Annotated in this window: 29 protein-coding genes and 1 tRNA gene; 18 read left to right on the top strand and 12 right to left on the bottom strand. The window is 59.2% G+C overall.

Annotation, left to right across the window (positions count from 1 at the left end; genetic code table 11):
• Both purC and ACIQU2_RS09520 read left to right on the top strand, forming a co-directional pair.
• Window positions 1–639, top strand: a 639-nt coding sequence (gene purC, locus ACIQU2_RS09515; RefSeq protein WP_403140173.1) for a phosphoribosylaminoimidazolesuccinocarboxamide synthase, incomplete at its 5' end; no start/stop codon positions are given.
• Window positions 640–722: 83 nt separating this feature from the next.
• A tRNA-Ser gene (locus ACIQU2_RS09520) sits at window positions 723–812 on the top strand.
• Between the two features lie 146 nt (window positions 813–958).
• Here the strand turns inward: ACIQU2_RS09520 and ACIQU2_RS09525 are convergent.
• Window positions 959–2,125: an MFS transporter gene (locus tag ACIQU2_RS09525; RefSeq protein ID WP_403140392.1), complete on the bottom strand. Its 1,167-nt coding sequence runs from the start codon at window positions 2,123–2,125 to the stop codon at window positions 959–961.
• 329 nt (window positions 2,126–2,454) lie between these two features.
• Between ACIQU2_RS09525 and ACIQU2_RS09530 the strand changes: the two genes are divergently transcribed.
• Together ACIQU2_RS09530 and ACIQU2_RS09535 are read left to right on the top strand one after the other, a co-directional pair.
• Window positions 2,455–2,781, top strand: coding sequence for a hypothetical protein (locus tag ACIQU2_RS09530; protein WP_347803636.1), 327 nt, complete (start codon window positions 2,455–2,457; stop codon window positions 2,779–2,781).
• 266 nt (window positions 2,782–3,047) lie between these two features.
• Window positions 3,048–3,239 (top strand): DUF1508 domain-containing protein, encoded by a 192-nt coding sequence (locus ACIQU2_RS09535; RefSeq protein WP_008074435.1) that lies wholly within the window; start codon window positions 3,048–3,050, stop codon window positions 3,237–3,239.
• A 58-nt stretch (window positions 3,240–3,297) separates the two neighbouring features.
• Here ACIQU2_RS09535 and ACIQU2_RS09540 read toward each other — a convergent pair whose 3' ends face one another.
• Window positions 3,298–3,504, bottom strand: a complete 207-nt coding sequence (locus ACIQU2_RS09540) for a hypothetical protein (RefSeq protein WP_347803635.1) — start codon at window positions 3,502–3,504, stop codon at window positions 3,298–3,300.
• A gap of 233 nt (window positions 3,505–3,737) precedes the next feature.
• Here ACIQU2_RS09540 and ACIQU2_RS09545 point away from each other — a divergent pair, with 233 nt between their 5' ends.
• Window positions 3,738–4,664 (top strand): LysR substrate-binding domain-containing protein, encoded by a 927-nt coding sequence (locus ACIQU2_RS09545; RefSeq protein WP_403140176.1) that lies wholly within the window; start codon window positions 3,738–3,740, stop codon window positions 4,662–4,664.
• Between the two features lie 58 nt (window positions 4,665–4,722).
• Window positions 4,723–5,088, top strand: coding sequence for a 5-carboxymethyl-2-hydroxymuconate Delta-isomerase (locus tag ACIQU2_RS09550; RefSeq protein ID WP_403140177.1), 366 nt, complete (start codon window positions 4,723–4,725; stop codon window positions 5,086–5,088).
• A 3-nt stretch (window positions 5,089–5,091) separates the two neighbouring features.
• Here ACIQU2_RS09550 and ACIQU2_RS09555 read toward each other — a convergent pair whose 3' ends face one another.
• The 3 genes from ACIQU2_RS09555 to ACIQU2_RS09565 all read right to left on the bottom strand — a co-directional run bounded on the left by ACIQU2_RS09555 (window position 5,092) and on the right by ACIQU2_RS09565 (window position 8,278).
• Complete coding sequence (locus ACIQU2_RS09555) at window positions 5,092–6,027, bottom strand: LysR substrate-binding domain-containing protein (RefSeq protein ID WP_403140179.1); 936 nt, start codon at window positions 6,025–6,027, stop codon at window positions 5,092–5,094.
• Window positions 6,028–6,159: 132 nt separating this feature from the next.
• Window positions 6,160–7,077, bottom strand: coding sequence for a DMT family transporter (locus ACIQU2_RS09560; RefSeq protein ID WP_347803631.1), 918 nt, complete (start codon window positions 7,075–7,077; stop codon window positions 6,160–6,162).
• Window positions 7,078–7,093: 16 nt separating this feature from the next.
• Entirely contained in the window at window positions 7,094–8,278 is a 1,185-nt protein-coding gene (locus ACIQU2_RS09565) for a cyanate transporter (protein WP_403140181.1), read from the bottom strand.
• A 405-nt stretch (window positions 8,279–8,683) separates the two neighbouring features.
• Between ACIQU2_RS09565 and ACIQU2_RS09570 the strand changes: the two genes are divergently transcribed.
• From ACIQU2_RS09570 to ACIQU2_RS09595, 6 genes are all read left to right on the top strand, one after another.
• Window positions 8,684–10,066 carry a glutamine synthetase family protein gene (locus ACIQU2_RS09570; protein WP_403140183.1) on the top strand — a complete coding sequence of 461 codons (1,383 nt, stop codon included), beginning with the start codon at window positions 8,684–8,686 and terminating at the stop codon, window positions 10,064–10,066.
• 179 nt (window positions 10,067–10,245) lie between these two features.
• The gene (locus ACIQU2_RS09575) at window positions 10,246–11,895 is read left to right on the top strand and encodes a phosphoethanolamine transferase (RefSeq protein WP_403140185.1); all 1,650 of its coding nucleotides are present in this window, start codon (window positions 10,246–10,248) and stop codon (window positions 11,893–11,895) included.
• Window positions 11,896–11,970: 75 nt separating this feature from the next.
• On the top strand, window positions 11,971–12,633 hold the full coding sequence (locus ACIQU2_RS09580) for a class I SAM-dependent methyltransferase (protein WP_347802971.1): 663 nt from the start codon (window positions 11,971–11,973) through the stop codon (window positions 12,631–12,633).
• A 123-nt stretch (window positions 12,634–12,756) separates the two neighbouring features.
• Window positions 12,757–13,890: a ribonuclease D gene (rnd, locus tag ACIQU2_RS09585; RefSeq protein WP_129441972.1), complete on the top strand. Its 1,134-nt coding sequence runs from the start codon at window positions 12,757–12,759 to the stop codon at window positions 13,888–13,890.
• Window positions 13,887–14,180 carry a YcgL domain-containing protein gene (locus ACIQU2_RS09590; RefSeq protein WP_007898694.1) on the top strand — a complete coding sequence of 98 codons (294 nt, stop codon included), beginning with the start codon at window positions 13,887–13,889 and terminating at the stop codon, window positions 14,178–14,180. Before rnd ends, ACIQU2_RS09590 begins: the two co-directional genes overlap by 4 nt.
• Before the next feature lie 120 nt (window positions 14,181–14,300).
• Complete coding sequence (locus ACIQU2_RS09595; protein ID WP_123366771.1) at window positions 14,301–15,233, top strand: D-2-hydroxyacid dehydrogenase; 933 nt, start codon at window positions 14,301–14,303, stop codon at window positions 15,231–15,233.
• A gap of 141 nt (window positions 15,234–15,374) precedes the next feature.
• Here the strand turns inward: ACIQU2_RS09595 and ACIQU2_RS09600 are convergent, their stop codons facing one another.
• Window positions 15,375–15,968 carry a nitroreductase family protein gene (locus ACIQU2_RS09600; RefSeq protein WP_347802970.1) on the bottom strand — a complete coding sequence of 198 codons (594 nt, stop codon included), beginning with the start codon at window positions 15,966–15,968 and terminating at the stop codon, window positions 15,375–15,377.
• Between the two features lie 166 nt (window positions 15,969–16,134).
• Here ACIQU2_RS09600 and ACIQU2_RS09605 point away from each other — a divergent pair, with 166 nt between their 5' ends.
• Both ACIQU2_RS09605 and ACIQU2_RS09610 read left to right on the top strand, forming a co-directional pair.
• Entirely contained in the window at window positions 16,135–16,584 is a 450-nt protein-coding gene (locus ACIQU2_RS09605) for a YcgN family cysteine cluster protein (RefSeq protein ID WP_007898698.1), read from the top strand.
• Window positions 16,585–16,620: 36 nt separating this feature from the next.
• Window positions 16,621–17,850 (top strand): hypothetical protein, encoded by a 1,230-nt coding sequence (locus ACIQU2_RS09610; RefSeq protein WP_403140189.1) that lies wholly within the window; start codon window positions 16,621–16,623, stop codon window positions 17,848–17,850.
• Between the two features lie 101 nt (window positions 17,851–17,951).
• Here the strand turns inward: ACIQU2_RS09610 and ACIQU2_RS09615 are convergent, their stop codons facing one another.
• The 4 genes from ACIQU2_RS09615 to ACIQU2_RS09630 all read right to left on the bottom strand — a co-directional run bounded on the left by ACIQU2_RS09615 (window position 17,952) and on the right by ACIQU2_RS09630 (window position 20,211).
• Window positions 17,952–18,329, bottom strand: a complete 378-nt coding sequence (locus ACIQU2_RS09615) for a DUF2892 domain-containing protein (protein WP_403140191.1) — start codon at window positions 18,327–18,329, stop codon at window positions 17,952–17,954.
• A gap of 92 nt (window positions 18,330–18,421) precedes the next feature.
• Window positions 18,422–18,892 carry an RNA methyltransferase gene (locus ACIQU2_RS09620; RefSeq protein WP_129441984.1) on the bottom strand — a complete coding sequence of 157 codons (471 nt, stop codon included), beginning with the start codon at window positions 18,890–18,892 and terminating at the stop codon, window positions 18,422–18,424.
• A gap of 208 nt (window positions 18,893–19,100) precedes the next feature.
• Window positions 19,101–19,475, bottom strand: a complete 375-nt coding sequence (locus tag ACIQU2_RS09625) for a YajD family HNH nuclease (protein ID WP_056742523.1) — start codon at window positions 19,473–19,475, stop codon at window positions 19,101–19,103.
• A 49-nt stretch (window positions 19,476–19,524) separates the two neighbouring features.
• Window positions 19,525–20,211 carry a spermidine synthase gene (locus ACIQU2_RS09630; protein WP_403140194.1) on the bottom strand — a complete coding sequence of 229 codons (687 nt, stop codon included), beginning with the start codon at window positions 20,209–20,211 and terminating at the stop codon, window positions 19,525–19,527.
• Window positions 20,212–20,309: 98 nt separating this feature from the next.
• Here ACIQU2_RS09630 and ACIQU2_RS09635 point away from each other — a divergent pair, with 98 nt between their 5' ends.
• Entirely contained in the window at window positions 20,310–20,600 is a 291-nt protein-coding gene (locus ACIQU2_RS09635; RefSeq protein ID WP_403140196.1) for a hypothetical protein, read from the top strand.
• Here ACIQU2_RS09635 and ACIQU2_RS09640 read toward each other — a convergent pair.
• Together ACIQU2_RS09640 and ACIQU2_RS09645 are read right to left on the bottom strand one after the other, a co-directional pair.
• Window positions 20,597–21,070 carry a cyclic nucleotide-binding domain-containing protein gene (locus ACIQU2_RS09640; protein ID WP_123366765.1) on the bottom strand — a complete coding sequence of 158 codons (474 nt, stop codon included), beginning with the start codon at window positions 21,068–21,070 and terminating at the stop codon, window positions 20,597–20,599. The two genes, ACIQU2_RS09635 and ACIQU2_RS09640, sit on opposite strands and share 4 nt — an antisense overlap.
• Before the next feature lie 252 nt (window positions 21,071–21,322).
• Window positions 21,323–23,377 (bottom strand): S9 family peptidase, encoded by a 2,055-nt coding sequence (locus ACIQU2_RS09645; protein ID WP_403140197.1) that lies wholly within the window; start codon window positions 23,375–23,377, stop codon window positions 21,323–21,325.
• Between the two features lie 100 nt (window positions 23,378–23,477).
• Here ACIQU2_RS09645 and ACIQU2_RS09650 point away from each other — a divergent pair, with 100 nt between their 5' ends.
• Genes ACIQU2_RS09650 through ACIQU2_RS09660 form a run of 3 tightly spaced genes read left to right on the top strand, consistent with a single transcriptional unit; the run spans window position 23,478 to window position 25,338 of the window.
• On the top strand, window positions 23,478–23,975 hold the full coding sequence (locus tag ACIQU2_RS09650) for an MFS transporter (RefSeq protein ID WP_403140199.1): 498 nt from the start codon (window positions 23,478–23,480) through the stop codon (window positions 23,973–23,975).
• Between the two features lie 32 nt (window positions 23,976–24,007).
• Window positions 24,008–24,784, top strand: a complete 777-nt coding sequence (locus tag ACIQU2_RS09655; protein ID WP_347802963.1) for a class II glutamine amidotransferase — start codon at window positions 24,008–24,010, stop codon at window positions 24,782–24,784.
• Between the two features lie 11 nt (window positions 24,785–24,795).
• Window positions 24,796–25,338, top strand: a complete 543-nt coding sequence (locus tag ACIQU2_RS09660) for a DUF2937 family protein (protein ID WP_403140201.1) — start codon at window positions 24,796–24,798, stop codon at window positions 25,336–25,338.
• Window positions 25,339–25,480: the final 142 nt, after the last annotated feature.

Raw genomic sequence — 25,480 nt, forward strand, 5'->3', positions numbered from 1 at the left:
CTGCTGTTTCGCAACGACACTTCGGCGTTCGACGGCAAGCGCATCGAGCAGCTCGACCGCAAAGGCATGGTGAACAACAAGTTCAACGCCTTCATCATGCAGAAACTCGAAGCAGCCGGCGTGCCGACCCAATTCGACAAACTGCTGGGCGACAATGAATGCCTGGTGAAGAAGCTCGACATGATCCCGGTCGAGTGCGTCGTGCGTAACTACGCCGCCGGCAGCCTGGTCAAGCGCCTGGGCGTTGAAGAGGGCATGAAGCTCAACCCTTACACCTTCGAACTGTTCCTGAAGGACGACGCCAAGGGTGACCCGTTCATCAACGAATCCCACGTCGTGGCTTTCGGTTGGGGCACCGCCGAGCAACTGGTTCGCATGAAAGAACTGTCGCTCAAGGTCAACGAAGTCCTGAGCAAACTGTTCGACGACGCCGGCCTGCTGCTGGTCGACTTCAAACTGGAGTTCGGCGTGTTCTCCGACGGCTCCATCGTCCTGGGCGACGAATTCAGTCCGGACGGCTGCCGTCTGTGGGACAAGGCCACCGGCAAGAAAATGGACAAAGACCGCTTCCGTCAGGGCCTCGGTGACGTCATCGAAGCCTACGAAGAAGTCGCCAATCGTCTGGGCGTACCGCTTTAATCGACGCAAGCATCTGATAGCACGGAAAAATTTCGCTTAGGGGGTTCGCTTCCGGCAAAAGTGTTGTTATGATGCGCGCCGTTGGAGAGATGCCAGAGTGGCCGAATGGGACGGATTCGAAATCCGTTGTACCTTCACCGGTACCTAGGGTTCGAATCCCTATCTCTCCGCCATTATTGAATAAGACTAAGCCCCTGAAATTGTTAAAGATTTCAGGGGCTTTTTCGTTTCTGGCGTTTCGTTTCAGGGCAAATTGGCCGCCTGTTTTCCCGGCGAACGGTACGACTTTCTCGCGAAACACAGGCGGTAGCGCTCTTTGCTATCGAACCTGAGCTCTCGCCCGGATCACCCGCAATCCCAGCAAAGTCAGAACAGCAAAACCCCCACCCATCAAGAAAGTGCCTTGGAAGCCTACCGTGTCCCACAACGCCCCAGCGATGACGCTGGCCAGCAGCAAGGTCAACCCAGTCAACAGATTGAACATGCCAAATGCCGTCCCGCGCAGTTCAGCCGGCGCGTAATCGGCGATCAGGGCGGCGAATATCCCTTGGGTAAACCCCATGTGCAGCCCCCATAGAACGACGCCGACGACCAGGCCATCGATACCCGGCGCGAACGCCAGAGTCAGGTCGGCAGCAATCAGCAATATCAGACCTGCGCCGAGTACCGCCACGCGGCTGACACGATCAGACAAGGCCCCGGCGGGATAGGCTGACAGTGAGTACGCCACCCCCATCAGGACAAGCACCGCTGGCGCCCACATCGGCGCCAACCCGACGGCCTGACCGCGCAGAATCAGAAAGGCTTCGCTGAAACGCGCCAGGGAGAACACCGCAGCGACACCCACCACCCACCAGTAGCCAGCGCCCAGTCGAGCCAATTCCCGTCGGCTCAAAGGCGCACGCACCCGGCGCGTCCCTTCCACTTGTTTGGGCTCATGAACGAACACCAGCAGCACCGCGACGGCAAGGAAGGCCGGGATGACGGCCACCCAGAACACCGTCTGGAAGTGGTTCGCGGTCAGCCACATCAATCCGATCGCCAGCAACGGTCCCAGGAATGCACCAACGGTATCCAGAGTTTGCCGCAGGCCGAAAGCTGCCCCCCGTATCGCGGGCGGCGTGATGTCGGCCACCAACGCATCGCGCGGGGCGCCGCGAATCCCTTTGCCAATGCGGTCGATAAAGCGAGCCCCGGTCAGCCAGTCCAGCGAGCCCGCCAAAGGAAAGATCGGTTTGGACAGCGCCCCCAGCCCGTAGCCCAGCGCTGCGAGCAGTTTGCGTTTGCCCAATCGATCACTGAGTGCCCCGGAGAATACCTTGGTGATCGAGGCCGTAGCCTCGGCTATGCCTTCGATGAGACCCACGGCCAGAACGGAGGTACCCAGTACGGTGACCATATAGAGCGGCAACAATGCATGGATCATCTCTGAGGAGATGTCCATCAGCATGGAGACGAAGCCCAGCGCCCAGATGCCGCCAGGCATGCTGCGCCAGGCGTTGCCGGTTGACGTCTTCTTGATTGGCGCAGTAATCGAAGTGTCACCTGACTTGTCAGTGGTTTTCATCATGAGCCTCGAAAGCCTGTTTGGCATAGGCAGCTAATAGCGCCTCGCACCCCTGCAGCCGCGTTGCCGCTACCGCCGCCAAGATACGCTGTATCGATGAGTGATTTCGATCAAACAGATTGCGCAATCTGCTGAAAAGAGTCGCCTTCTGCCAGCGATCCCACATCAGCTTTTTCTGGCTTCCGGTGTAACCCTGGTCATTAGCTATCATGCAATACAGAGCAAATCACCGGATGACGGGGGAATGCATGAACAGATGGCGACGAATTTGGGTGTTTGTGAAGCTGATGGCAGCATTTGCGGCATGCCTGACCGTTGCTGTTCAGGCGTTTAGCTACATGTTGGAAAGCCCCGATGCAGTGCAAATTCACCCTTTGAGCATTTTGGTTGCTGGACTGATCTTCGGCTTCATCACCTATGGAATCCTTTCACTGATTGAAAGGGTTGTGCGGGGTTTACTGCCCCATCCTGACCCGGCTCAACCTCAAACAGAACTTGAGGAAGATGCCGTGTTGATGGAAGAACAGCCTTTGGCCCTGTTAGCTGACGATTCAACTCAGCAGAAAAAACAGTGAACAGTCTGTAAGGCGGCTCGAATCAGAGTTTTTGCGTCGGACCAGACAGCATCGCAGCGTAAGAAAAATATGCCTCTTCTAGGGAAAAGTTACTCAGCGCAGTCACCCAATTTACCGCCCCCCGAATCTGTTGGTCGTCCCGCCAATCAAGGCTGTATCTACGAAACATCCCCTGACACTGAAAGACCCTGCTGCAAAAAATCCTCATCTACTCTCGTTTCGCAGGTCACTGATCTGCCGTCATCAGCAATCGCAAGGAGCGAGCAATGTATTTTGAGATTTACAGGCAAACCCGTGGCATCGCACAGACCGGCAAAGGTCAATGGCGGTGGCGTTTGAGGGCGGGTAACCATGAAACGATTGCCAGCGGGGAGGCTTACGTCAACAAGTCTGATTGTGTGCATGCCATCAGTTTGATCAAAGGGACCCACGATCAGACGCCGGTCAAGGAAATCTAGTCTTCAGACGGTGAAGCTGCTCAGTCAGAGCAGCTTCGTTTTAATCGGGTGGCTTTCCTTATGGTTGTGAATGGCCCAGTTTCCGTTTGATCAGGTCGTAGACATCCTTGTGGGTGGAGTTGTGCAGGGATTTATCCTTGCAGGCCGACCTGAGGAACGTTTTAACCTCTTCTTTGGCGTGAGGGTAAAGGCCGGCGACGTAGTCGGCTTCATGGTCCTGGGTGCAGTTGAAGTGTTTGTCGTCTTTCGCTTTATCTCTAGCCATTGGTCGGCTCCTTTGAGTTCAAATGATTTTCGATGGCCAGGGCCGTTTTGCCCCAAACGTTGCTGAGCTTAGAGGCGCAAGCGTGTCCCGCCATACGAGCAACGAAATCAGGAACGGGATGTAGGATTGGTCAGGTGTCTGCATTTGCGTTAAACGTAATGTGCTTGAGTCGCCTAGACGCCGATTGCGACACCTACCTAGACGGTCATCAGTTTTGGGAGCGGGGTCAGTGGATGAATCGTAACGAACTACGCAAGGCCGACATCAACCTGATGGTGGTGTTTGAAACGTTGATGCTCGAACGCAACGTCACCCGGGTGGCGGAGAAATTGTTTCTCGGCCAGCCGACCATCAGTTCGGCGCTCAATCGCTTGCGCACGATGTTCAACGACCCGCTGTTCATACGTGTCGGGCATCGTATGGAGCCAACGGCGCGGGCCGAGGAGATCATTCTGCACCTGTCGCCGGCGCTGGATTCGTTGTCGGTGGCGTTGAGCCTGACCCATGATTTCGACCCCGCCAGCAGCACCATGACCTTTCGTATCGGGCTGTCGGACGATGTCGAGTTTGGCCTGCTGCCGCCGTTGCTGCGAGCCTTGCGCCAGGAAGCCCCGAAGGTGGTGTTCGTGGTGCAGCATGTCGATTACTGGCGGATTCCGGATTTGCTGGCGTCCGGCGATATCACCGTTGGTATCAGCCAGACTCGCGGGCTGCCGGCCAACGCCAAGCGCAAGTTATTGCGACACATCCTGGCCAACATTTTGCGCGCCGACGCATCGGACACACCGCTGACGCTCGATGAGTATTGCGCGCGACCGCACGTGCTGGTTTCCCACACCGCCAACGTCAGCGGTTACGCCGATGAGTGGCTGGCGGAGATTGGTCGTACGCGCCACGTCGTCCTTTCCGTGCCGCAATACAGCTCGTTGCCGGCCTTGCTCGCCGGGACTGATCTGATCGCCAGTCTGCCGGATTACGCCGCCGAAGCGATGGCCGCGTCCGGCCAGCTGTTCAAGGAGCCGTTCCCGTTCAAGACGCCGACCCTGGATCTGTCCATGGTCTGGCTTAGTCATGTCGATACCGACCCCGCCGAGCGCTGGTTGAGGTCAAGGCTGGAGGCGTTCATGAGTGAACGCGCGGAGTTACCGCTGCCCGAGTGAGTAGGGCAGGTGCTGTGTTATATGTACGACCTTTCTGCCCACCTTCAGGAGCTCAGTCATGCCTCACCTGCACATGGAATACACCGCCAACCTGCCCGAGCTCAATGCCGACGTGGCGTTGATCCGGCTCAACAATGCGTTGGTGGCTTCCGGTCAGTTTGCTGCCGAATACGACATCAAGAGCCGAGCGGTGAAGGTTGAGACGTTCAAGGTTGGCACGGCGTTAGGTGAACGGGCCTTCGTGCATGTGAAACTGGCACTGTTGAGCGGTCGCTCACCGCAGATCAAGAAGCAGCTATCCGAAAGTTTGCTGGCCGTGGTGCAGGAGCTTTGTGAATGGCCGACGGACATTGAAGTCCAGCTGGCCGTGGAAATCCTCGACATCGATCGAGAGTCCTACACCAAGGTCGCCATCAGCCACTGAGTTTCAGGCCATTTCCTGCTCGGTGCAGGCCTTGACCACTTGCTCACGCAACCAGGTGTTGGCGCTGTCCTGATCGACATTCTGGCTCCACTGCATGTCGAGGCTGAAACCCGGCAAGCCGTTGGGCGCTTCGCAATGATTGAAGATCGCCTCGTTGGCCAGCAATTGCTGGATACGCCGAGGCAGAGTCAGGATGAAGTCGGTGCCGGTGATCATCTTCAGTGCCGCGCTGTAGCTGTTGGAACGCGCGACGATCTGCCGTTTTTGCGCCTGCTGCGCCAGCCAGCCGTCGACCATGTTGGTGGTGGATGTCCAGGGTGTCGGGAACACGTGCCGGCGTTCAACAAAGGCTTGCAGGCTTAAACGCGGCTCCGGCGGTGTGGCACGTTTATCGAAGACACAGACCAGGTCGTCCTCCAGCAGCATCCGGGATTTGAAATCGACGTGACTGCGATGAAAGTTCGGGCCGAAGCAAATCACCAGGTCGAGGCTGCCGTCGCGCAGTTCTTCGGCCGGAATGTCGGTTTCGAACTTGTGCATGTTGACCATCACCGGCAGGTCAGCGAAATCGAAGCTTTTCAATAGACGTGGCAGGATCAACTGCTCGAAGTATTCCGGTGCACAGATATTGAAGGTGACTGGTTGCAGGGTGGGGTCGAATGCTGGCGCACCGGCGTGACACAGGTTGATGCTTTCCAGGATCTTCAGCACGTGGGCGTACATGGTGCTGGCTTTGTAGGTAGGGCGCATGCCCGCGCGGGTATTGATGAACAGTTCGTCTTCAAAACTGGTGCGCAGCTTTTTCAGGCAGTAACTCACGGTGGACTGGCTGACGCAGAGCGCCTCGGATACACCGCTGACGCTGCTTTGCTCATACACGGCGATAAATACCATGAGGTCCTGCATATCGAGCTTTCTAAGCAAGTTACTGTTCAACATCCGTTTCGTCTCGCTGTGCTCCTTGCGCTGACTGTGCGCAAACTTGTGCGAGCGATCCTAACGGAACGATGGTGCCAGGAGAATGCCTTGTAGGAGTTTTCATGGAAAGTTGTGGGGCAGTTCCAGAGGACTTCAGCCCTGAACGGCTGCAGGTACCCCGCGGCGGCTGGACATCAGCAGTGCCCACATACCGACTCCCACCAGCAGCGCGCCGATGATTTCCAGCGGCAGTGGCGACTGACGTAACCAGAACCAGTGAAACAATGTGAGGAACAGCGTGCTCAGGTAAATGTAGGAAATGACCGAGGAAGGGGCGATAACGCCGATGGCCCGATGCAGCAGCCAGAAGGTCGCCAGCGTGGCGAACACCGCCAGGTAAATCAGCCACCAGAAATCGCTCACGGTCAGCAATGACGCCGATCGCCAGCCGCCGCTGAACCCACAGAATGCCAGCAGAAACAGCGCGCCGAACAGCATGTTCCAGAAAGTCATGCCCACCGGGCCGCGCCCCTTTAGGCTGCTGGCCTTGAGCCGTTGACTCAGGGGCGAGTAGAGCGCCATCGCCAGGCAACCGATGCCATACACCGACACTGCATACAGCGAAGGCAGCTCACCAGGGCCTGCGCCTTTCAAAACCAGCAACACGGCCCCGGCAGCGGCAATCAGCATCGGCAGCACCCGCTGTTTCAGGTTGCTGTCGGGCATCAAAACGGCTTCGAACAGCAATGTCAGCAGTGGCACCAAGGTGAACATAGTTCCGGTATTGACGGCCGAGGTGTAGCGCAGTGCTTCGAACAGCGAGCCGAAATACACCGCCAGCAGCAAGCCGAGCACGGCATGGCCGAACAGTCCGCGGGCGGTCATGGCGGTATCGCCCTTGATCAGCAGCAGCGGCAAAAACACCAGGGCGCAGAACAGCAGGCGCAAACCGGTCAGCAGGATCGGGTCGATGGCCTGGCTGACCTGTGCTGCCGCAGAAAACGATGCAGCGATCAACAGTGCCCAGAGCAGCATGCCGACGTGAGCGGCGGCGAAACCGGTGTGTTTCATGATGTGGGTTCCTGGGTCAGTGAATGTGTTGGGCGTAATGCCGCGGATCGAAGCGCAAGACCATCAGGATCATCAGTGCCATAACGCCGGTCAGTGACCACCAGGCCCATTCGAAGCTGCCGAGCTGATCGCGGATCATCCCGGCAATCAGCGGCGAGAGACCGGCGATCAGGTAGCCGATGCCTTGCACGAACGCGGTCAGGCCGCCGGCACGCTGGGGAGTGTCCAGATGATCCAGGGACACGATGAGACTCATCGGGAACAGTCCGCCGATGCCGAGCCCCAATAGACAGGGCCACAACAGACTCAGGTACTCCGGGCTGAGAATAAGCCCGCAGAAACCGGCCATGGTCAGCGCCAGCAACACCACCAGCACCACGCGCCGGTCACGGCTGCGGTTGGCGATGGCCGGTGTCAGCAGGCCGGACAACACTTCCATGGCGGTCAGGAAACCCAGCAGCAACCCGGCGTTTTGTTCGCTCCAACCCTTTTCCACGTAGTACGGCGCCAGCCAGGCCAGCACACAGGTGTAGGACGCCGTGCCCAGGCCGAAGAAGATTGCGAGCAGCCAGGCGCGGGAATTGCCGAAGAAGGAGCCATTGCGCTGCGCCTGGGTAGGCTGCGCCGAGATCCTTTCACGTTGCACGCACCAAAACAGCAACGCTACCAGCGCCAGCGCCGCCCAGATCGCCAGGCCTACGCGCCAGCTGCCAGTGCGGATCATCACCAGCGGCGCAAACGACGCCGCAATCGCTGCGCCGCCCATGATTGAGGTGACGTAGAGCCCCATGCACACGGAAACGTTATCGCTGAAGCGGGATTTGATCAGCGCCGGCATCAACGCCTGGATCAGCGCGATACCGATACCCGCCAGCACGGCGCTGAGGATCAGTTCGGCCGCCGAATCGAGGAATAACCGCGACACCGTGGCCACGCCGATGATCAGCAGCGAGAGCACCACGGTGCGTTGTTCGCCGATTCGTTGGCTGACGCCCAGTCCAAAGAACATCGCCAGCCCCATTGCCATCACTGGCAGCATGGTCAACAGCGAGGCCAGGCTGAAACTCAGTGCAATGTCGCCGCGAATCGCCGACAGCAAAGGACCAACGGCGGCCATGGAAGGCCGCAGGTTCAGGGCGACAAGAATGATGCTGAACATTAGCCAGAGGGCGGGGCGGGAGGTTGCGCGAACGTTTTCCATCTATCGGACCTTGAATGACAAGGAGCCGATTAGGCGCGTGAGGCCTGCGGGCCGCAAATCAGAAAGTCTGGAGCAGTATTTAGAAATTAAATAGTTCTGCTGCGACGCGAGACCCAATGTGAATGTTTAGCCAACCCGCAACCAAGGTTCTTCAAATCCTGATTTAACGACTTATCTACCCGTGTGACGCTGCGGCTCATCTGTTTCCTGTGGTTTTTTCTATGGACGGTTGTCCCGTCGCACTTCCCTCCGAATTAGCCTTTTGGGCGCTGTGGCACTGCCGTCACGCGCGCCCACCGGATTCCCGCATTTCCCGTTGATTGTTCTTACAGGTCCCGCGCTATGCGTCGGGATCAAAACGGCGGCGCCTGTGCGTTTGCCTGACGCGGAAATAAGAGAATTCCCATGAGTGTTGCCACGACATCTTTCGCCTCCAAGCAAGAAGCCCTGACCTTTCTGGAACAGAACCCGGATATCGAGATGTTCGAGTTGTTCATCCTCGACAACAACGGTGTACCGCGGGGCAAGTTGCTACATCGCGATGAACTGCTGGCGGTGTACGAAAGCGGGCGGCCATTGCCGAGCACCATTCTTGGCCTGACCATCAACGGCGATGACGTGGAAAACTCCGGCCTGGTCTGGGACGTTGGCGATATCGACTGCCGGGCGTACCCGATCAGCGGCAGTTTGACGCGCATGCCATGGCGGCTGATGCCTACGGCGGCGGTGCAGGTCAGCATGCACCCGAAGGAGGGTATGCCCGCGACGATTGCCGATCCACGGCATCTGCTGGCGAAAGTCATCGAAGGCTTGCAGGCCGACGGTTATTACCCGGTGATGGCGGCGGAGCTGGAGTTCTACCTGCTGGATCAGCAGCGCGACAGCAACGGTCGACCGCAACCGGCGCGGGATGTCGATGGCGGGCGGCCGCGGGGCACTCAGGTCTACGGCTTGCGTGAACTGGAACAGATCGAACCGTTTCTGGCCGATCTCTATAGCGCCTGCAAACTCCAGGGCATTCCGGCGCGCACGGCGATTTCCGAATACGCGCCGGGGCAAGTGGAAATCACCCTCGAACACCGCACCGATGCCTTGCAGGCAATGGACGAAGCGGTGCGCTACAAACGACTGGTCAAGGGCGTGGCGCACAAGCACGGGATGACGGCGTGCTTCATGGCCAAACCGTTCGATGACCTGGCGGGCACTGGCATGCACATGCACGTCAGCCTGGCGGACAAGGAGGGCAACAACCTGTTCGCCAGCGAAGCCCCGGAAGGTATGCCGTTGCTCAAACAGGCGGTCGGCGGGATGCTCAGTACGTTGCTCGATTCATTGCTGCTGTTTTGTCCGAACGCCAACTCTTACCGTCGCTTTCAGACCAACAGCTATGCGCCGCTGGCACCCACGTGGGGCGTGGACAATCGCACCGTGAGTTTGCGCGTGCCCGGCGGGCCGGCGTTTTCCCGGCATATCGAACACCGCATCTGTGGTGCCGACGCCAACCCATATCTGGCGGCCGCGGCGATTCTGGCCGGGATCCATCGCGGTATACGTGAACAACTCGATCCTGGCGCGCCGGTGGAGGGCAATGGGTACGCCCAGGCCACGGAACTGTTGCCGACTGACTGGCTGACCACGTTGCGAGCGCTGGAAGGTTCGAGCTGGGCACGGGAAGCGTTCGGCGGTGAGTTCCTCGGCGTGTACCTGGCGGTTAAACGTGCCGAGTATCGACAGTTCATGGGCGAAGTGGGCGAGCAGGACTGGCGTTGGTATTTGAATCAAGCCTGAACAGAACCTGAACCATTCTCAAATAAGTTAAAAGTTTTGGCCTAGTGCCATGAGCCAACTAATCGTTGGCTTCTTTTTCACAAAAAATTGATGGTTGGCTGCCTAAAGTTAGTGCTGTCGCGGTAAATGAAATTTTCACATTTACCGAAGGCACTTCTTTTCAGGAACAGCCGATCATCATGTTGAAGATTAAAGCCGTGCGCCCCGAGTGGGTGACACTGATTGCCAGCGCCTTTCTCTTAACGGGCTTCAATCTTGTTCTCTGGCAACACCTGTTTGAAATCACGGCATCTGACGGTAAGGGCATCGTCATGCGCGTGGCATTCGGGATGATGATCCTGGCCGCCTTCAATATTGTGCTGACCCTGCTGGCGTTCCGGCCTGTGCTCAAACCGGTCTTGACCCTGATCTTCATGGTCAGTGCCGGCGTGGCGTACTTCATGAGTCAATATGGCGTGCTGATTGACACCGGCATGTTGCGTAACTTTGCGCAAACGAATGCGACGGAAGTGCGTGACTTGCTGTCGTTGAAGTTGCTTGTTTATATACTTCTGCTGGGTGTCTTGCCGTCGTTGTTGTTGTGGAGGATTCCGGTTATTTACCGTCGCTGGCACCGTGAGCTATTAAGTAAAGTTCTCGTGAGTGTCGCGTCGGTTGCCGTGATCGGAGGCGTTGCACTGGTTAACTATCAAGGCTTGTCTTCATTGTTTCGCAATCACCATGAATTGCGCCTGATGGTGGTGCCGAGCAACTACATTGGCGCCTCGGCCGGCTATCTGCGTGAGCAGGTCGCGTCTGCGCGGCAACCCTTTGTCACACTCGGTGAAGATGCCCAGCGAAATCCCGCATGGCAAACCCATGGCCGCAAATCCCTGACCGTGCTGGTGGTGGGCGAAAGTGCTCGCGCCGAGAACTTCGGCATCCTGGGGTATAACCGTGACACCACACCCAAACTGGATAAAGAGGCTGGCCTGATCGCGTTCACCGACGTGCATTCCTGCGGGACGGAAACAGCGGTGTCGGTGCCGTGCATGTTCTCCGACATGGGCCGCAAGAACTACAACGCCAGCAAGGCAAAAAACCAGGAAGGCCTGCTGGACGTGCTCAAACGCGCGGGGCTCGACGTGATCTGGCGCGATAACCAATCGGGCTGCAAAGGCACTTGCGATCGGGTCACCCTCGACGACGTCAGTAACCTGAAAGACCCGGTACTGTGCGCCAATAGCGAATGCCGCGATGAAATCCTGCTGCAGGGTTTGCAGCACTTCATCGATACCCTGGATAAAGACACGGTACTGGTGTTGCACCAGATGGGCAGTCACGGTCCGGAATACTTCAAGCGCTACCCGAAAGAATACGAGCGCTTCACCCCGGTTTGTGAAAGTAACGCCCTGAACAATTGCAGTCGCGAAAGTATCGTCAATGGCTACGACAACACCCTGGTGTATACCGACCACGTGCTGTCCACCCTGATTGACCTGCTGCGTAACAATCAGGACAAAGTCGACACCGCGATGCTCTATCTGTCGGACCACGGCGAATCCCTGGGCGAGTACAACTTGTTCCTGCATGGCACGCCTTACATGTTGGCACCGGAACAACAAAAACACGTCGCGATGCTGGCCTGGTTTTCCGACAGCTATCAAAAGTCGTTCTCGGTGGACACCCATTGCCTGCAACTGAGTCGCGAAAAGCCTTTGAGCCAGGACAACCTGTTCCATTCGATGCTCGGTTTGCTGGAGGTCAAGAGCAAGGTCTACAACCAGGACCTGGATATGTTTGCCGGGTGTCGCGCAGCGGTGATCGACGGCGTGTTGGCCAAAGAGTGAGCGCTTCAACCTTTTTTTCACGCACCGGCCGCTAACCTGCGGCCGGTTAGAGTTTCCCCCCGAGAACCATTGCACATGTCCGCTCAACCCCCATCCGCCATCGAGCTTGAGATCGCCCGGCGCTACGATCAGGAGCACGCCCGCGTCTGTCTTCAGCCGCGATCGCGTGGCCTGGCCGGGCGGTTGACGTTCTGGCGTGACGAGCAACTGGTGCGCAACGCGCTCAAGGCCGCTGGCGAGCCGGGCCTGGTTCTCGATTTGGCCTGCGGTGTCGGGCGCTTCTGGCCGGTACTGGCCGAGCATGCAAACCGGGTGATTCTCGCAGCCGACCCGTCGCAGGACATACTCGATCATGCCCGCACCCACCATCCGCAGAACCTGCTGAAACGGGTCAAGACCTTTCAGAGTTCAGCGTTCACCATCGGCTTGTCGGCGAATGCGGTTGACTGCATTTTTTGCATGTGGCTGTTTCAACACATCGCCTGCCCCGAGCATCGTTTGGCCATGCTTAAGGAGTTCCATCGGGTCAGTCGCGATACGGTGATTGTGGCGGTACGGGTCGATGCTCATTTCAAAGGCCGGCGCACGGATGCACAGGGCGCACCGGCCCGACCGTTGGCCAGCAAGGCCGACGTGGAAGCCGAGTTCAAGCGCGCAGGTTTGCGCTTGCTCAGTCATCAGGACTTCCTGCCCGGCTGTGCGCGGATGCGCGTCTACGTACTGCGTAAGGCCGGCTAGTCTCCGCTTGTCAGACATTTCTTGCTGTTTGGCAGGCATTTTCGCTAAAGCTCTTGTTCAGTGGATGCGCGGAAATCGCCGGGGGCGATATATACTGCGCGCCATTCTTCAAGGGAGAGCCGTGTGGCCATCGATATTCACTGGATTCGCGACAACGATAGCCTCGGTCAGTTTTGCGCCGAGTGGCAGCAGCTGCCATTCGTTGCCCTCGACACCGAATTCATGCGGGTCGACACCTTTTATCCGATCGCAGGCCTGCTGCAGATCGGCGATGGCGTACGCGCTTACCTGATTGACCCGCTGAGCATCGACAACTGGCAGCCTCTGGCCGCGTTGCTGGAAAACCCGGCCGTGGTCAAAGTCGTCCATGCGTGCAGCGAAGACCTCGAAGTCCTGCTGCGCCTGACCGGCAGCCTGCCGGCGCCGCTGTTCGACACCCAGTTGGCCGCCGCTTACCTGAACCTCGGTTTTTCTATGGGGTATTCGCGGCTGGTGCAGGAAGTGCTCGGCATTGACCTGCCCAAGGGCGAGACCCGTTCCGACTGGCTGCAACGTCCACTTTCCGACACCCAAATCAGCTACGCCGCCGAAGATGCCTTGCACTTGGCGGAAGTTTTCGTACAGCTTCGTCCGAAGCTTTCTGACGACAAATACGCCTGGGTCCTGGAAGACGGCGCCGAGCTGGTGGCCAACCTGCGCCGCGAAGTTGATCCGTATGAGGTCTATCGCGAAGCCAAGCTGGCCTGGAAGCTCTCCCGTGCCCAACTCGTCGTATTACGTGAACTGTGCGCCTGGCGCGAGCGCGAAGCCCGCGCCCGTGATCTGCCGCGTAACCGCATCGTGCGTGAGCATTCCCTGTGGCCGCTGGCGCGGACTCAGCCGGACAACCTCGGCGCGTTGGCGAAAATCGAAGACATGCACCCGCGTACCGTGCGTCAGGACGGCGAATTTCTGCTTGATCTGATCAAACGCTCTGGCAGTGTGTCGCCTGATCAATGGCCGCCAGCAGTGCCGGAGCCTTTGCCGGTGGACGCCGCCACGCTGGTCAAACAGCTGCGTGCGATCGGCCAGGCCGAAGCCGAGCGCCTGAACATCGCGCCGGAGCTGATGCTGCGCAAGAAAACTCTGGAAGCGCTGCTCAAGAGCGGCTATCCCAATGGTCCTTACCAATTGCCTGATTCGCTGCGTGGCTGGCGCCGCGAATTGATGGGCCAAGCGCTGCTCGACAGCCTGGCCACCGCCGGAGAACAGCCTTGAAACGTATTTGTTCCATCTATCGAAGCTTGAAGAAAAACGAGATGTACCTCTATGTGCTCAAAAGCGATGCACTGGAGCGCGTCCCGGAAAGTCTGATGGCCGCCTTCGGCAAACCGCATCACGCCTTCGACCTGGTGCTGACCCCCGAGCGCAAACTGTCGCGCGAGGACATCACCGTGGTACTGGAAAACCTTGAGAAGCAGGGTTACCACTTGCAAATGCCGCCGGCCGAAGACGAATACATCGAACACTTGCCGGAAGAATTGCTGCGCCGCAACGACCCGATGTGATCGGCAGACAGGCTCTGTTCAGAGCCTTTATGAAACACTGGAATGATTTTGGCGATGGCCGGGGCGATGGAGCGATACTCCGTCGGCGGCCGTCTGCTCTGTTTTTGAAAGGTTTGAACCATGCGCGTTCTGATTGCTGAACACGACCACCCGGTGTACGCCCAGCTGTTGCGTCAAGCAGCGCCCGACCTGGAAGTGCTGACCAGCGGCGACTCTGCCGAACTGGCCAGCCAGGCGGCTGATTGTCCGATCTGGCTCGGTCAGCCGGACTTGCTGGCGACCTTGCTGCGTCAGGGCCACGAGCCACAATGGCTGCAATCGACCTGGGCGGGCATTACGCCGCTGCTGGCCGACGGCTTGCCTCGGCACTATCGCCTGACTCGGGCGGTAGGGATTTTCGGGCAGGTCATGGCCGAATACGTGCTGACCTACATGCTCGGCCACGAGCGCGAAGTGCTGCCGCGGCTGGTCAGCCAGGTCGAGCGTAAATGGGACAGTCGCCAGGGCCAAAGTCTGGCTGGGCGCAAAGTATTGATCGTCGGCACCGGTGACATCGGCCAGACCGTGGCGCAGTTCCTGGTGCCGTTTGGCGTCGAGTTGTACGGCATCGCCAGCGAAGCCCGCGAGCAGGCGCCGTTTGTCGAAGTCGGGGCGCTGGCTGATTTGCCGCGTCTGGTGGGTGAAGTGGATTACGTGATCAATCTGCTGCCCAATACGCCAAACACCCATGACTTGTACGACGCGGCGCTGTTCAAGCAGTTCAAGCCGACCGGGTTGTTCATCAACGTCGGGCGCGGCGTGGCAGTGGTCGATGCGGACCTGGTGGAAGCCTTGAAAGAAGGGCATCTGGCCGGCGCGGTGATCGACGTCTGCCGTCAGGAGCCGCTGCCGCAACGTCATCCGTTCTGGACCGCCTGGGGCTTGCTGTTGACTGGCCACAGCTCGGCACCGACTTCGCCATCGATGATGGTGAATCTGTTTGTCGAGAACCTGCGGGCGTATCAGGCGGGTGAGGCATTGCGCGGGGAAGTGGATTTCAATCGCGGCTACTGAAACCACCGCTTAATTGAAATTTGTGCAAAACCTGTGGGAGCGAGCTTGCTCGCGATGGCGGCGTGACAGTCAACATTGATGTTGAATGTGACAGCCTAATCGCGAGCAAGCTCGCTCCCACGTTGGTATCTGCAGTGTGGCTTACAGGGTGAAATTGCCTTCGGCGGCCAACTCGCTCAGCGGACGACGTGGGCTTGGCTCTTCACGGGCTTGGAGGTATTCCGCCAGCGTCGCTTTATCGCCCAGCTTGCCAACAGCCACCGCCGCGTGGAGGGCGTAGCCTTCAGGAATGTTCAGCTCCTTGCGGGTCAGCTCCTGATCGAAACCGGCCATGCCGTGGGTGTGCCAGCCGCTGATGCTCGCTTGCAGCGCCAGATGACCCCAAGCCGAGCCCGTGTCGAAGGTGTGCCACAACGCCGGGGTTTCTTCGGTGGCGCCAGGCACCGCGAAGGTGGTTTTCGAGATCACGATCACCAATGCCGAGGCGTGTTGCGCCCAGCTGCGGTTGAATTCGTTCAGCAGCCCCAGATAGCGCTCCCAGTTTGGCGTGTCGCGACGCGCATACAGAAACCGCCAAGGCTGCGAGTTGTAGGCCGATGGCGCCCAGCGTGCAGCTTCGAAGAAGCTCAGCAGGGTTTCTTCGGAGATCGCTTCGCCGGTGAAGGCGCGGGGCGACCAGCGGTCGGTGAACTGAGGGTGGATGGCATAGTCGGCAACGCGTGGATTGGCACTCATCAGGAGATTCCTTGCTACGTTTGAAGGTGAGGGGCGACGCAAAACCCTACTGGGCGGCGCAATAACTGACAAGCTCGTTCTTACCGGCAGTCGCCAACGCTTGGCCCACAAGGGCCTTGGCACTAGACTGGCGGCCTTTTCACCACCTGATGTTGATGCTTGAGCCATGGCCGCCAAAGTCGAACCGTTCTGGATACGCAAAACCCTCGATCAACTCGATCAAGAGGAATGGGAATCGCTGTGCGACGGCTGCGGCCTGTGCTGCCTGCAAAAGCTCGAAGATGAAGACGACAACAGCGTCTATTACACGCGCATCGCCTGCAAATTGCTGGACCTGAAAACCTGTCAGTGCACCGATTACCCGAACCGCCGCGATTTCGTCCCCGACTGCATCCAGCTCACACCGGGCAAGGCTGACGAATTCAAATGGTTGCCACCGACCTGCGGCTATCGACTGGTCAGCGAAGGCAAGGACCTGCCGCTCTGGCACCATCTGGTGTGCGGTGATCGCGATGCGGTGCACCACGAGCGAATTTCCCAGTCCGGGCGCATGCTCGCCGAAGGCAGCGTGGCCGAAGACGATTGGGAAGACCATCTGATTTTCCGGGCGGGTTAAACGCCAAGCGTATTAACGTTTCACGAAGGAGTGTGTATGGCTGTGGGATTGCGGCTGGCGTTGACCCTTGGACTATTAGTCCTGGGGTCGCCCGCGTGGGCGGCGAAGAAGGTTGATCTGGATTACCACGTGCGCCTGTTGCCGCAAAGCGATCAGGCCGAAGTGCGGATGACTCTGGCTCAGGGTTCGGCGGTGCGCAGTCTGGATTTCGACCTGGGCGATGGCAGCCACTACAGCGATTTCAACGCCGATGGCCAATGGCAGCTCACGCCGGGCAAGCAGGCCCGTGGTGTCTGGCGTCCGGCCGCCGACAAGGCCAGCCTGACCTACCGCGTACGCATCAGCCACGGGCGCAAGAGCGGCAGCTTCGATACGCGCATGACGCCAACTTGGGCGCTGATGCGCGGCGACGATCTGGTACCGGCGGCCAAACTCGATCAGCAGGACGGCATTGAGCTGGTTTCACGCCTTGAATTCGAATTGCCCACCGGCTGGAAAAGCGTTGAAACCGCCTGGCCGCGAATCGGCAAGAACAAATTCCGGGTCGATAACGTTTCTCGCTTGTTCGACCGGCCCACGGGCTGGATGCTCGCCGGCCACCTCGGTAGCCGTCGCACGCGGCTTGGGGAAACCGAGGTCACCGTCGCCTCACCGCAGGGCCAGGGCATGCGCCGGATGGATGTGCTGACGCTGCTGACCTTTGTCTGGCCGCAAGTGCAGGCGGTGTATCCTCGTCATCCCGTCAAACTGCTGATTGTCGGCGCCAACGACCCGATGTGGCGTGGCAGTCTGGGCGCGCGCGAATCGATCTATCTGAACACGCGTCTACCGCTGGTCAGCGAAAGCGGCAGCAGTCCGCTGGTGCGGGAATTGGCGCAGGTGTTCGGGCGGATCAACGATCAGCAGCGCAGTGACTGGATCAGCGAAGGATTTGCCGAGTATTACGCCATCGAACTGGTGCGCCGCGCTGGCGGCATGAGTGATGAGCGGTATGAGAGTTTGCAGAAGAAGTTGGCTAAGAACAGTCAGAAAGTCACGACCTTGCGCGCTGAGCAGGTCAGCCCGGCGCAGGTCTCGAAAGCGGTCGTGTTATTGCAGGAACTGGATCGCGAGATTCGCCTGAAGACCCGCAACAAGCGTTCGCTGGATGATGTGTTGCGCGGGGCGATGCATTTGGAGAGCGTGGATACCAAGGAATTTGTTCAGCTCGCGGACAGCATTATTGGTGAATCTTCCAAGGTCCTCGATACCGAGCTACTTCAGTAACACCGCCATCGCGAGCAAGCTCGCTCCCACATTGGAATGCGGTCACCTGTGGGAGCGAGCTTGCTCGCGAAGGGGCCCTAAGCCTCAATGAAAATCTCGGGTTAAACCCCGGTTTTCGGCGACGTCAAAGAATCATTGCCCGTCACGGTAGCGGTACTGGTCGCTGCTTCGGCATTCGCCTTCAACCGGTTCAGCTCTTCACCCGCCCGCTGAATCTTCGCCCGCACGTTGTTCATGTCCTGACGGCTTTTCTCCAGCAGGCTTTTCGCCGAACTGTGCCCGGTAATACCACGCGCCAGGGCCACACCGCCGATCACCACTTGAATCAACCCGAACACACCACCGCGACGCAGGCCCTTGCTGACCATCACCACGCCGCCGGCCAGGGAACCGATACGTTCCCAACCCTGCACGTTCTGCTCAGTGTGAGTCTGGAACGGGGTGGATTCGATGCGTTCTACGCGACTGAGTTCGCTCATGATCTGTCTCCTGGCTGGAATGACTGCTTCAAGAATAGATAATTAAGCTGACTGCCGAAGCGGGCGGCTTGTTCCATCGGATGTGCGGTGAATCAGCGAAATTTCGCCCCGGAGCGGGTATTGAGTCCCTTGGACAGGCGGTCATAGAGCACGACGTTGACGGTGGCCGCCAGGTTCATGCAGCCGGTGGTCGGGATGTAGACCACGTCTTCGCACCAGTCGCGAATCTCTTTATCCAGCGAGCCGTCTTCCGGGCCGAAGATGTATAGCGCGCGGTCCGGGTGCGTGTATTCCGGCAGCGAACGGGCGCCGTCCACCAGTTCCACTGCGACCGGAACGCAGCCCAGCGGCAGGATTTTTTTCAGGTCGTCGATGCCGATCAGCGGAATGTCGTAGTGGACGCGCTTGGTGTCGGTGACGAAGTCGGCGGCGCGTTCATAGCGTTTGCCGGTGTAGAACACGGACGCCACGCCATAACAGCCAGCGGCGCGCATCACCGAACCGACGTTCTCCGGTGATTTGGGGTTATACAAACCTATGCAGCTGTACCGTTTGTCTGCCACGAGCGGGTGCCTTCGGGGAAAAAACGGCGATTATACGGGGATTGGGGGAGGGGTGTTTGGTTTGGAGATTGGTGGTGCATGGGTGACCGCTATCGCGAGCAAGCTCGCTCCCACAGGGATTGTCGGTGCATGCAATATTCGTGATCGCCGCAAATCAACTGTGGGAGCGAGCTTGCTCGCGATGAGGCCAGGTCAGGCGCTGAAGATATTACTCGTCTTTCTTCATCAGGCCGGCCAACGCCGCAAACGGGTTGTGGGTCGCCTTGGCGATTTTCGGCGAGCTCAGCGAGCCTTCACCGAAATACTGTTGATCGGTGTACCGCGAGTGTTCGTTGTCGTGGCAATACAGGCACAACAATTCCCAGTTCGAGCCGTCCTGAGGGTTGTTGTCGTGGTTGTGGTCGCGGTGGTGCACGGTCAGTTCGCTCAGGCGCTTGCCGGAAAACTCACGGGCGCAGCGACCGCACACGTGCGGGTACATTTTCAGGGCCTTGTCGCGGTAACCCATTTCCTTGTCGCGCTGGTTGTCGGCAAGGATGCGGTCCAGTTTCGACGTGTTGGTCGGAGGTGTTGACGAACTCATGGGTTCACCTTTGTAAAAAGACTAATGACGGTATTAATCGCAGTTTAGCTCAGCCCTTGAGCTTCTCGGCAATCCAGATGGTGTGGCGGGTGCCTTTGTTGCCGTGGGCGAAGACCTGGACTTCCTCGGCCTTGAAGCCGGCCTTCTTCAGTTTGTCGGAAAACTGTCGGTCAGCGCTCGCGGACCATACGGCCAGCACCCCTTTGGGCCGCAGCGCCTTGGCGCAGGCGCTCAGGCCGCCAGCGGAGTAGAGCCAGCTGTTGGCCTTCTGGGTCAGGCCTTCGGGGCCGTTATCGACGTCGAGCATGATCGCGTCGAAACCTTGCGGCTCGGCCTGCAGGACGTTGGCTACGTCTTCCATGCGAATGACCGTGCGCGGGTCAAGCAGCGGGTTCCCGGCTTTCTCGCCCAGCGGTCCACGGTTCCACTCCACCACACCCGGCACCAGTTCGGCGACCACCACTTCAGCGTTTTTGCCCAGGTTCTTCAGGGCCGAGGCGAGGGTGAAGCCCATGCCCAGGCCGCCGATCAGCACGCGAGAATTCGGCCGGCCAGCCACTTTACGGCACGGGATCTCCGCAAGAGCGTCTTCCGAGCCGTGCATGCGGGTGTTCATCAGTTGCCCGCCGTCGCCGCCCTGGATCTTGATGACAAAATCCTCGCCGTATTCGAACAGGCACAAGGCACCGCCATTTTCAGGAATTGGAGTGGTGTCGAGCAGAACGAAACGTTTCATGGGACTCACTTGAGGAGAAATTGGCATAAGAGGGGGAAGGCAAACACGCGCAGTTGGGAGTAGCCTGCAAAAAGACAACAAGGCCAACGGAGCCATTGATGAAGCGCACCATTCTAACGGTCATTGCCTTGGCCGCGCTCTCGATTACTGCAGTGCAGGCCCAGCAGTTGCAAACCATTCCGGCCAGCCCTGCGCCGCTGCCCGGTTCGCCCGGCACCGCGACCCCTACACCGTACCCGCAAATCACCCCGACCAGCGCACCCAAGGTCGGCCCCGGCAGTGGCGGTCCGCCGTTGGTGCCCATTGAAATGCCTAGCCCGCCCACCAAGGACCTGCCACTGCCGGGGCTGGAGCAAAACCCGTCGAAAGCCAAGTCACCCGGCGGTTAAACCTGCTGCGAGAGCAGTTGCCCATCGGCCATGCGCAATCGTTTGGAGAGGGAGACGGCGAGGGCGCGAATGATTTTGGCGGCGATTTTCGGCGCATCGTTGAGCATCTTTTCCAACGAGTCCTTGCCCAGATTGAGCAACTGGCAATTGCTTGCGGCCACACAACTGGCCGAGCGGCGTTCGCCGTCGAGTACGGCCATTTCGCCGAACGCCCGACCGCTGCGCAACGTTGCCATGGTCACCAAGTGCCCTTCGCTGTTGGTTTTCTGCACCGCCACCTGGCCGGTGTGGATGATGCACATGAAGCTGCCGGCATCACCCTCATGGAAAATCTCTTCGCCCTGAGCAATGGTGCTGATGCTGAAATAACCCGAGGCCGTGGCGAAGTCCGCCGGCAGCAGTTGATCGAACAGGCCACAGTCCATCAGCCAGTCGCGAATTTCGTTGTTCAGTAAGGTCGGTTCTGACATGTCGTCACGGTCTTTTTCTTGTGTCTGTTGCTGTTCCGGTCTGGCGAGAATGTCGCGATTCTCTGTAGCAGCTGCCGAAGGCTGCGTTCGGCTGCGAAGCAGTCGTTAATCCGGCGTTCTCGGTTTATCTGACGAACCGCGTTGGCCGATTTTGCGACTGCTTCGCAGCCGAACGCAGGCTTCGCCAGCTGCTACAGGGAGCCGCGTCAGCCCGGTGTTCGGTGTTAAGACCGACACGCCGGGCCAAGTTCCTCAGGCGATGCCCAAAACCTTGAAAACAAATGCGTATTCGAGTGCTACGTCACGCAATCCCTGATAACGACCGCTCATCCCGCCATGCCCGGCACCCAATTCGGTCTTGAGCAGCAGAGGATTGGTGTCAGTTTTGGTCGCGCGTAATTTCGCCACCCACTTGGCTGCTTCCCAGTACTGCACGCGACTGTCGTTGTAGCCGGCGATCACCAGGGTCGCCGGATAGGCTTGCGCGGTGACATTTTCGTACGGGGCGTAGGCCTTGATCCGATCATAGACGTCCGGTTCTTCGGGATTGCCCCACTCGTCGTATTCGGTGACGGTCAACGGCAGATCCGGGTCGAGCATGGTGTTCAGCACGTCGACGAACGGCACTTCGGCAATCGCCGCACCGAACAGCTCCGGCCGCTGATTGAGCACCGCGCCGATCAGCAGACCGCCGGCGCTGCCACCGCTGATCGCCAATTGCTGTGATGTGGTGAAGCCATTGGCGATCAGGTGTTCGGTGCAGGCGATAAAGTCGCTGAAGGTGTTGTGTTTGTGTTCCTGCTTGCCGGCGCGATACCAGGCTTCGCCCAGTTCACCGCCGCCACGCACGTGAGCGATGGCGAACGCCACGCCACGATCCAGCAGACTCAAGCGGGCGTGGGAGAACCACGGGTCGAGGCTTTCGCCGTAAGCGCCATAGCCGTACATATAAAGCGGCGTCGGCTTGCCGAGGGCTTCGCGTTTGACGACGAGGCTGATCGGCACTTTCGTACCGTCAGGTGCGGTCGCCCACAGACGCTGACTAACGTAGGCATCGGCGTCGAACGGGCCCAGCACCGGGGTTTCCTTGAGGACTTTCTGCTCGCCGCTGCCCAGCACAAGCTGGCGGATTTGCGCCGGACGGTTCAGCGCTTCATAACGCAGGCGGATCCTGTCGCTGACGAATTCCAGACTGTTCTGCACATGAAGGCTGTAGGCCGCATCCGGTAATTGCACGCGGTAGCTCGGCAGGTCCTGCGGATGAACTTCGATGATCGGCAAGCCACCCTCACGCAAGCTCAGGGTCATGGCCCCGGCATTCAGGCTCATGCCTTCGATCATCACCGTGTCGCTGTGGGGGATCAGGTTCTGCCAGTCGGCCTCGGTCGGCGCCACGCCGGTGTCTACGGCGTGGTACAGGGCAAAGTTGATGCCGTCGCGATTGGTGCGAATGAACCAGGTCCATTGACCGTCGAGCGCGCCGTGGTCGACGTCGTACTCATGGTCTTCAACCCTCGGTGCGATGCAGGTAAAAGCCTGCTGCGGCTGGAACGCGTCAAGCACCCAGACTTCGCTGGTGGTTTTGCTGCCCAGGGACAGCAGCAATTGCTGCTCGGAACTGGAGCGGTAGCAATGCATGAAGAATCGACCGTCCGGCTCATGGAACACTTCTTCGGCCGCCGTACCGTCCAGCCGATAGCGGAACAGTTTGTGTGGGCGATGGGTCTCGTCCAGCTCACCGAAGAACAGCGTCAGGCTGTCATTGGCCCAAGTCATGCTGCCGTCGCAGTCCTGGAATTCCAGTTCGCTGACACGGCCGTTGGACAATTCCTTCACGAACAGCGTGTAAATCTCATCGCCCGTGGCGTCGATGCTGTAGGCCAGACGCTGGTGGTCCGGGCTGATACTGAAGGCGCCCAGGGAAAAGAAGCCGCCTTTAGCCAGTGCATTCGGGTCCAGCAGCAGCTGTTCCTGGCTTTCATCGAGCTGCAGGCTGTCATCGGCCGGGCGTGGGCAGCGGTAGTGACGGGCGTATTCATCACCCGCCGTGGTGCGCGTGTAATACAGGTACGGACCCCAGGGGGAGGGCAAGGACAGGTCGGTTTCGAGAATCCGGGCCTTGATCTCTTCGAACAGGGTTTCACGCAACCCGGCCTGATCGGCGGTTTGCGCCTCTTGGTAGCGGTTTTCCGCTTTCAGGTAGTCGAGCACCGCGTCGGTGTCGCGCTCCTGCAGCCAGGCATACGGGTCGTCGCCTTCGGCCTTGTGGGCAATGGGAGCGTCGGAAACGTTGACGGATAGGGGCATGAAGGACTCTCGAGCATTTTACGAAATGGGGTTCGCAGACGGCGGGCAAGCCTGACGTGCGAAAAGTCGTTACTATAAGCGCCTCTTTGCCTGCCTTGCCATGGACACCATGACCGAGAACGACTATCTGATCGCTTGGGGCCTCTACGCCTTCGCCGCTTTGGGCTGCCTGTTGGTGTGGATGCGTATCACCCGCTGGATGTGGCGCTGGCTGCGTGAGCCGCTGCGGCTATTGGTTGCCGTGTTGCTGTTCAGCCCGACCATCATCGACCCGGTAAAGGAAAAGGTCGCTCCGGCCATCGCCATCACTGCCCTTGATCTATTGTTCAAGGTCGGCAACAACGCCTGGCGGGCGGTTTCCGACCTGTTCATGTACGGCATGATCGCCTTCGGCATTTACCTGGTATTCGTGGCGATCCGGTTCCCTATCGAACGTGCGTCCAACGCTCGCAAGGAACAGGCTGCCGCTGCCAAGGCTGCGGCCCGGGCCGATGACCCTGAAGAGGATCAGCCTTTCGGCGGTGCGGGCGATGATCGTTACGGTCGTCCACCGGTACCGAGCAACCCTCAGCGTTTGCGGGTCGAACCACGTCTGTAACCTTGCCCCTGCCTTTCAGCGAGAACCCGAGCATGTGTGAGTTATTGGGCATGAGCGCCAATGTGCCGACCGATATCGTGTTCAGCTTCACCGGGCTGATGCAGCGCGGCGGCCGCACGGGCCCGCACCGTGACGGCTGGGGCATCGCCTTTTACGAGGGCCGTGGCCTGCGCCTGTTTCAGGACCCGGCGGCGAGCAGTGAGTCCGAGGTCGCGAACCTGGTGCAACGCTATCCGATCAAGAGCGAAGTGGTGATCGGGCACATCCGTCAGGCCAACGTCGGCAAGGTCTGCCTGTCCAACACCCATCCGTTCGTGCGTGAGCTGTGGGGCCGCAACTGGTGTTTCGCCCACAACGGCCAGCTCGCGGAGTTTCAACCGATCAAGAGTTTTTACCGCCCTGTCGGCGATACCGACAGCGAAGCGGCGTTCTGCGATTTGCTCAACCGCGTGCGCGCAGCGTTCCCGGAACCGGTAGAGGTCGAAGAGCTGCTGCCAGACCTGGTGGCCGCCTGCGCCGAGTACCGTAGCAAAGGCGTGTTCAACTGCCTGCTCAGCGATGGCGACTGGTTGTTCTGCTATTGCTCGACCAAACTGGCGCAAATCACCCGTCGCGCACCATTCGGTCCGGCACGTTTGAAGGACGTCGATGTGATCGTCGATTTCCAGGCCGAAACCACGCCCAACGACGTGGTCACGGTGATCGCCACCGAACCCTTGACCGAAAACGAAACCTGGACCCGCTACGAACCGGGCCAATGGAGCCTCTGGCGACGCGGCGAATGCGTCAGCCAGGGCAAGACCGAATAAGGACTCCCTTCATGTTGCTCAGTTATCTACGGCTGGTGTTGTTCGCGGCGGGCCTATTGATCGGTGTCCAGGTGCCAGGGTTCATCAGCGATTATGCCAAACGGGTCGAAGCGCATCTGATTGAGGCGCAGACCGGTCTGAGCGGTTTTCAGGGCACGGCGAATCAGTTCTTCAAGGGTGACATGCAGGCGTTGGTGGCCCATTACCGCGCCAGCGAAGATCCGATTTTTCGCAGCGATGCCGACAGCCTGAGCACCTTGCTGACCCGTCAACTGGCCCTCGATAAACAGTTCCAGGCCATGCAGGGCCCGTGGTACATCCGCTTCCTGCAGGTTGCGCTGGCGGCTGATCCGGATATTCGCAAGGAAACCTGGAATGGCTACAGCTACCAGATCCTGCTGACGCCGGAAGCGATGATCTGGGGCATGAGCGGGGCGTTGCTGTTGTCGTTTGGCATTGAATGCCTGTTCCGTCTGGTCGACTGGGTGGTGCTGGGCGGCAAACGCCTGCGCCAGAGCCGGCCGATCGAAGATCGGGATGTGCGCGGTCTTTAATGAGCGCCACCGACCTGTAGCAGCTGGCGAAGCCTGCGTTCGGCTGCGAAGCAGTCGCGAAATCAGGCACCGCGGTGTTTCAGGTAAACCGAGCTGGCTGAATTGACGACTGCTTCGCAGCCGAACGCAGGCTTCGCCAGCT

Source organism: Pseudomonas sp. NPDC098740 (assembly GCF_044760065.1).
In the GTDB taxonomy this organism is placed as follows: Bacteria; Pseudomonadota; Gammaproteobacteria; order Pseudomonadales; family Pseudomonadaceae; genus Aquipseudomonas; species Aquipseudomonas rossensis.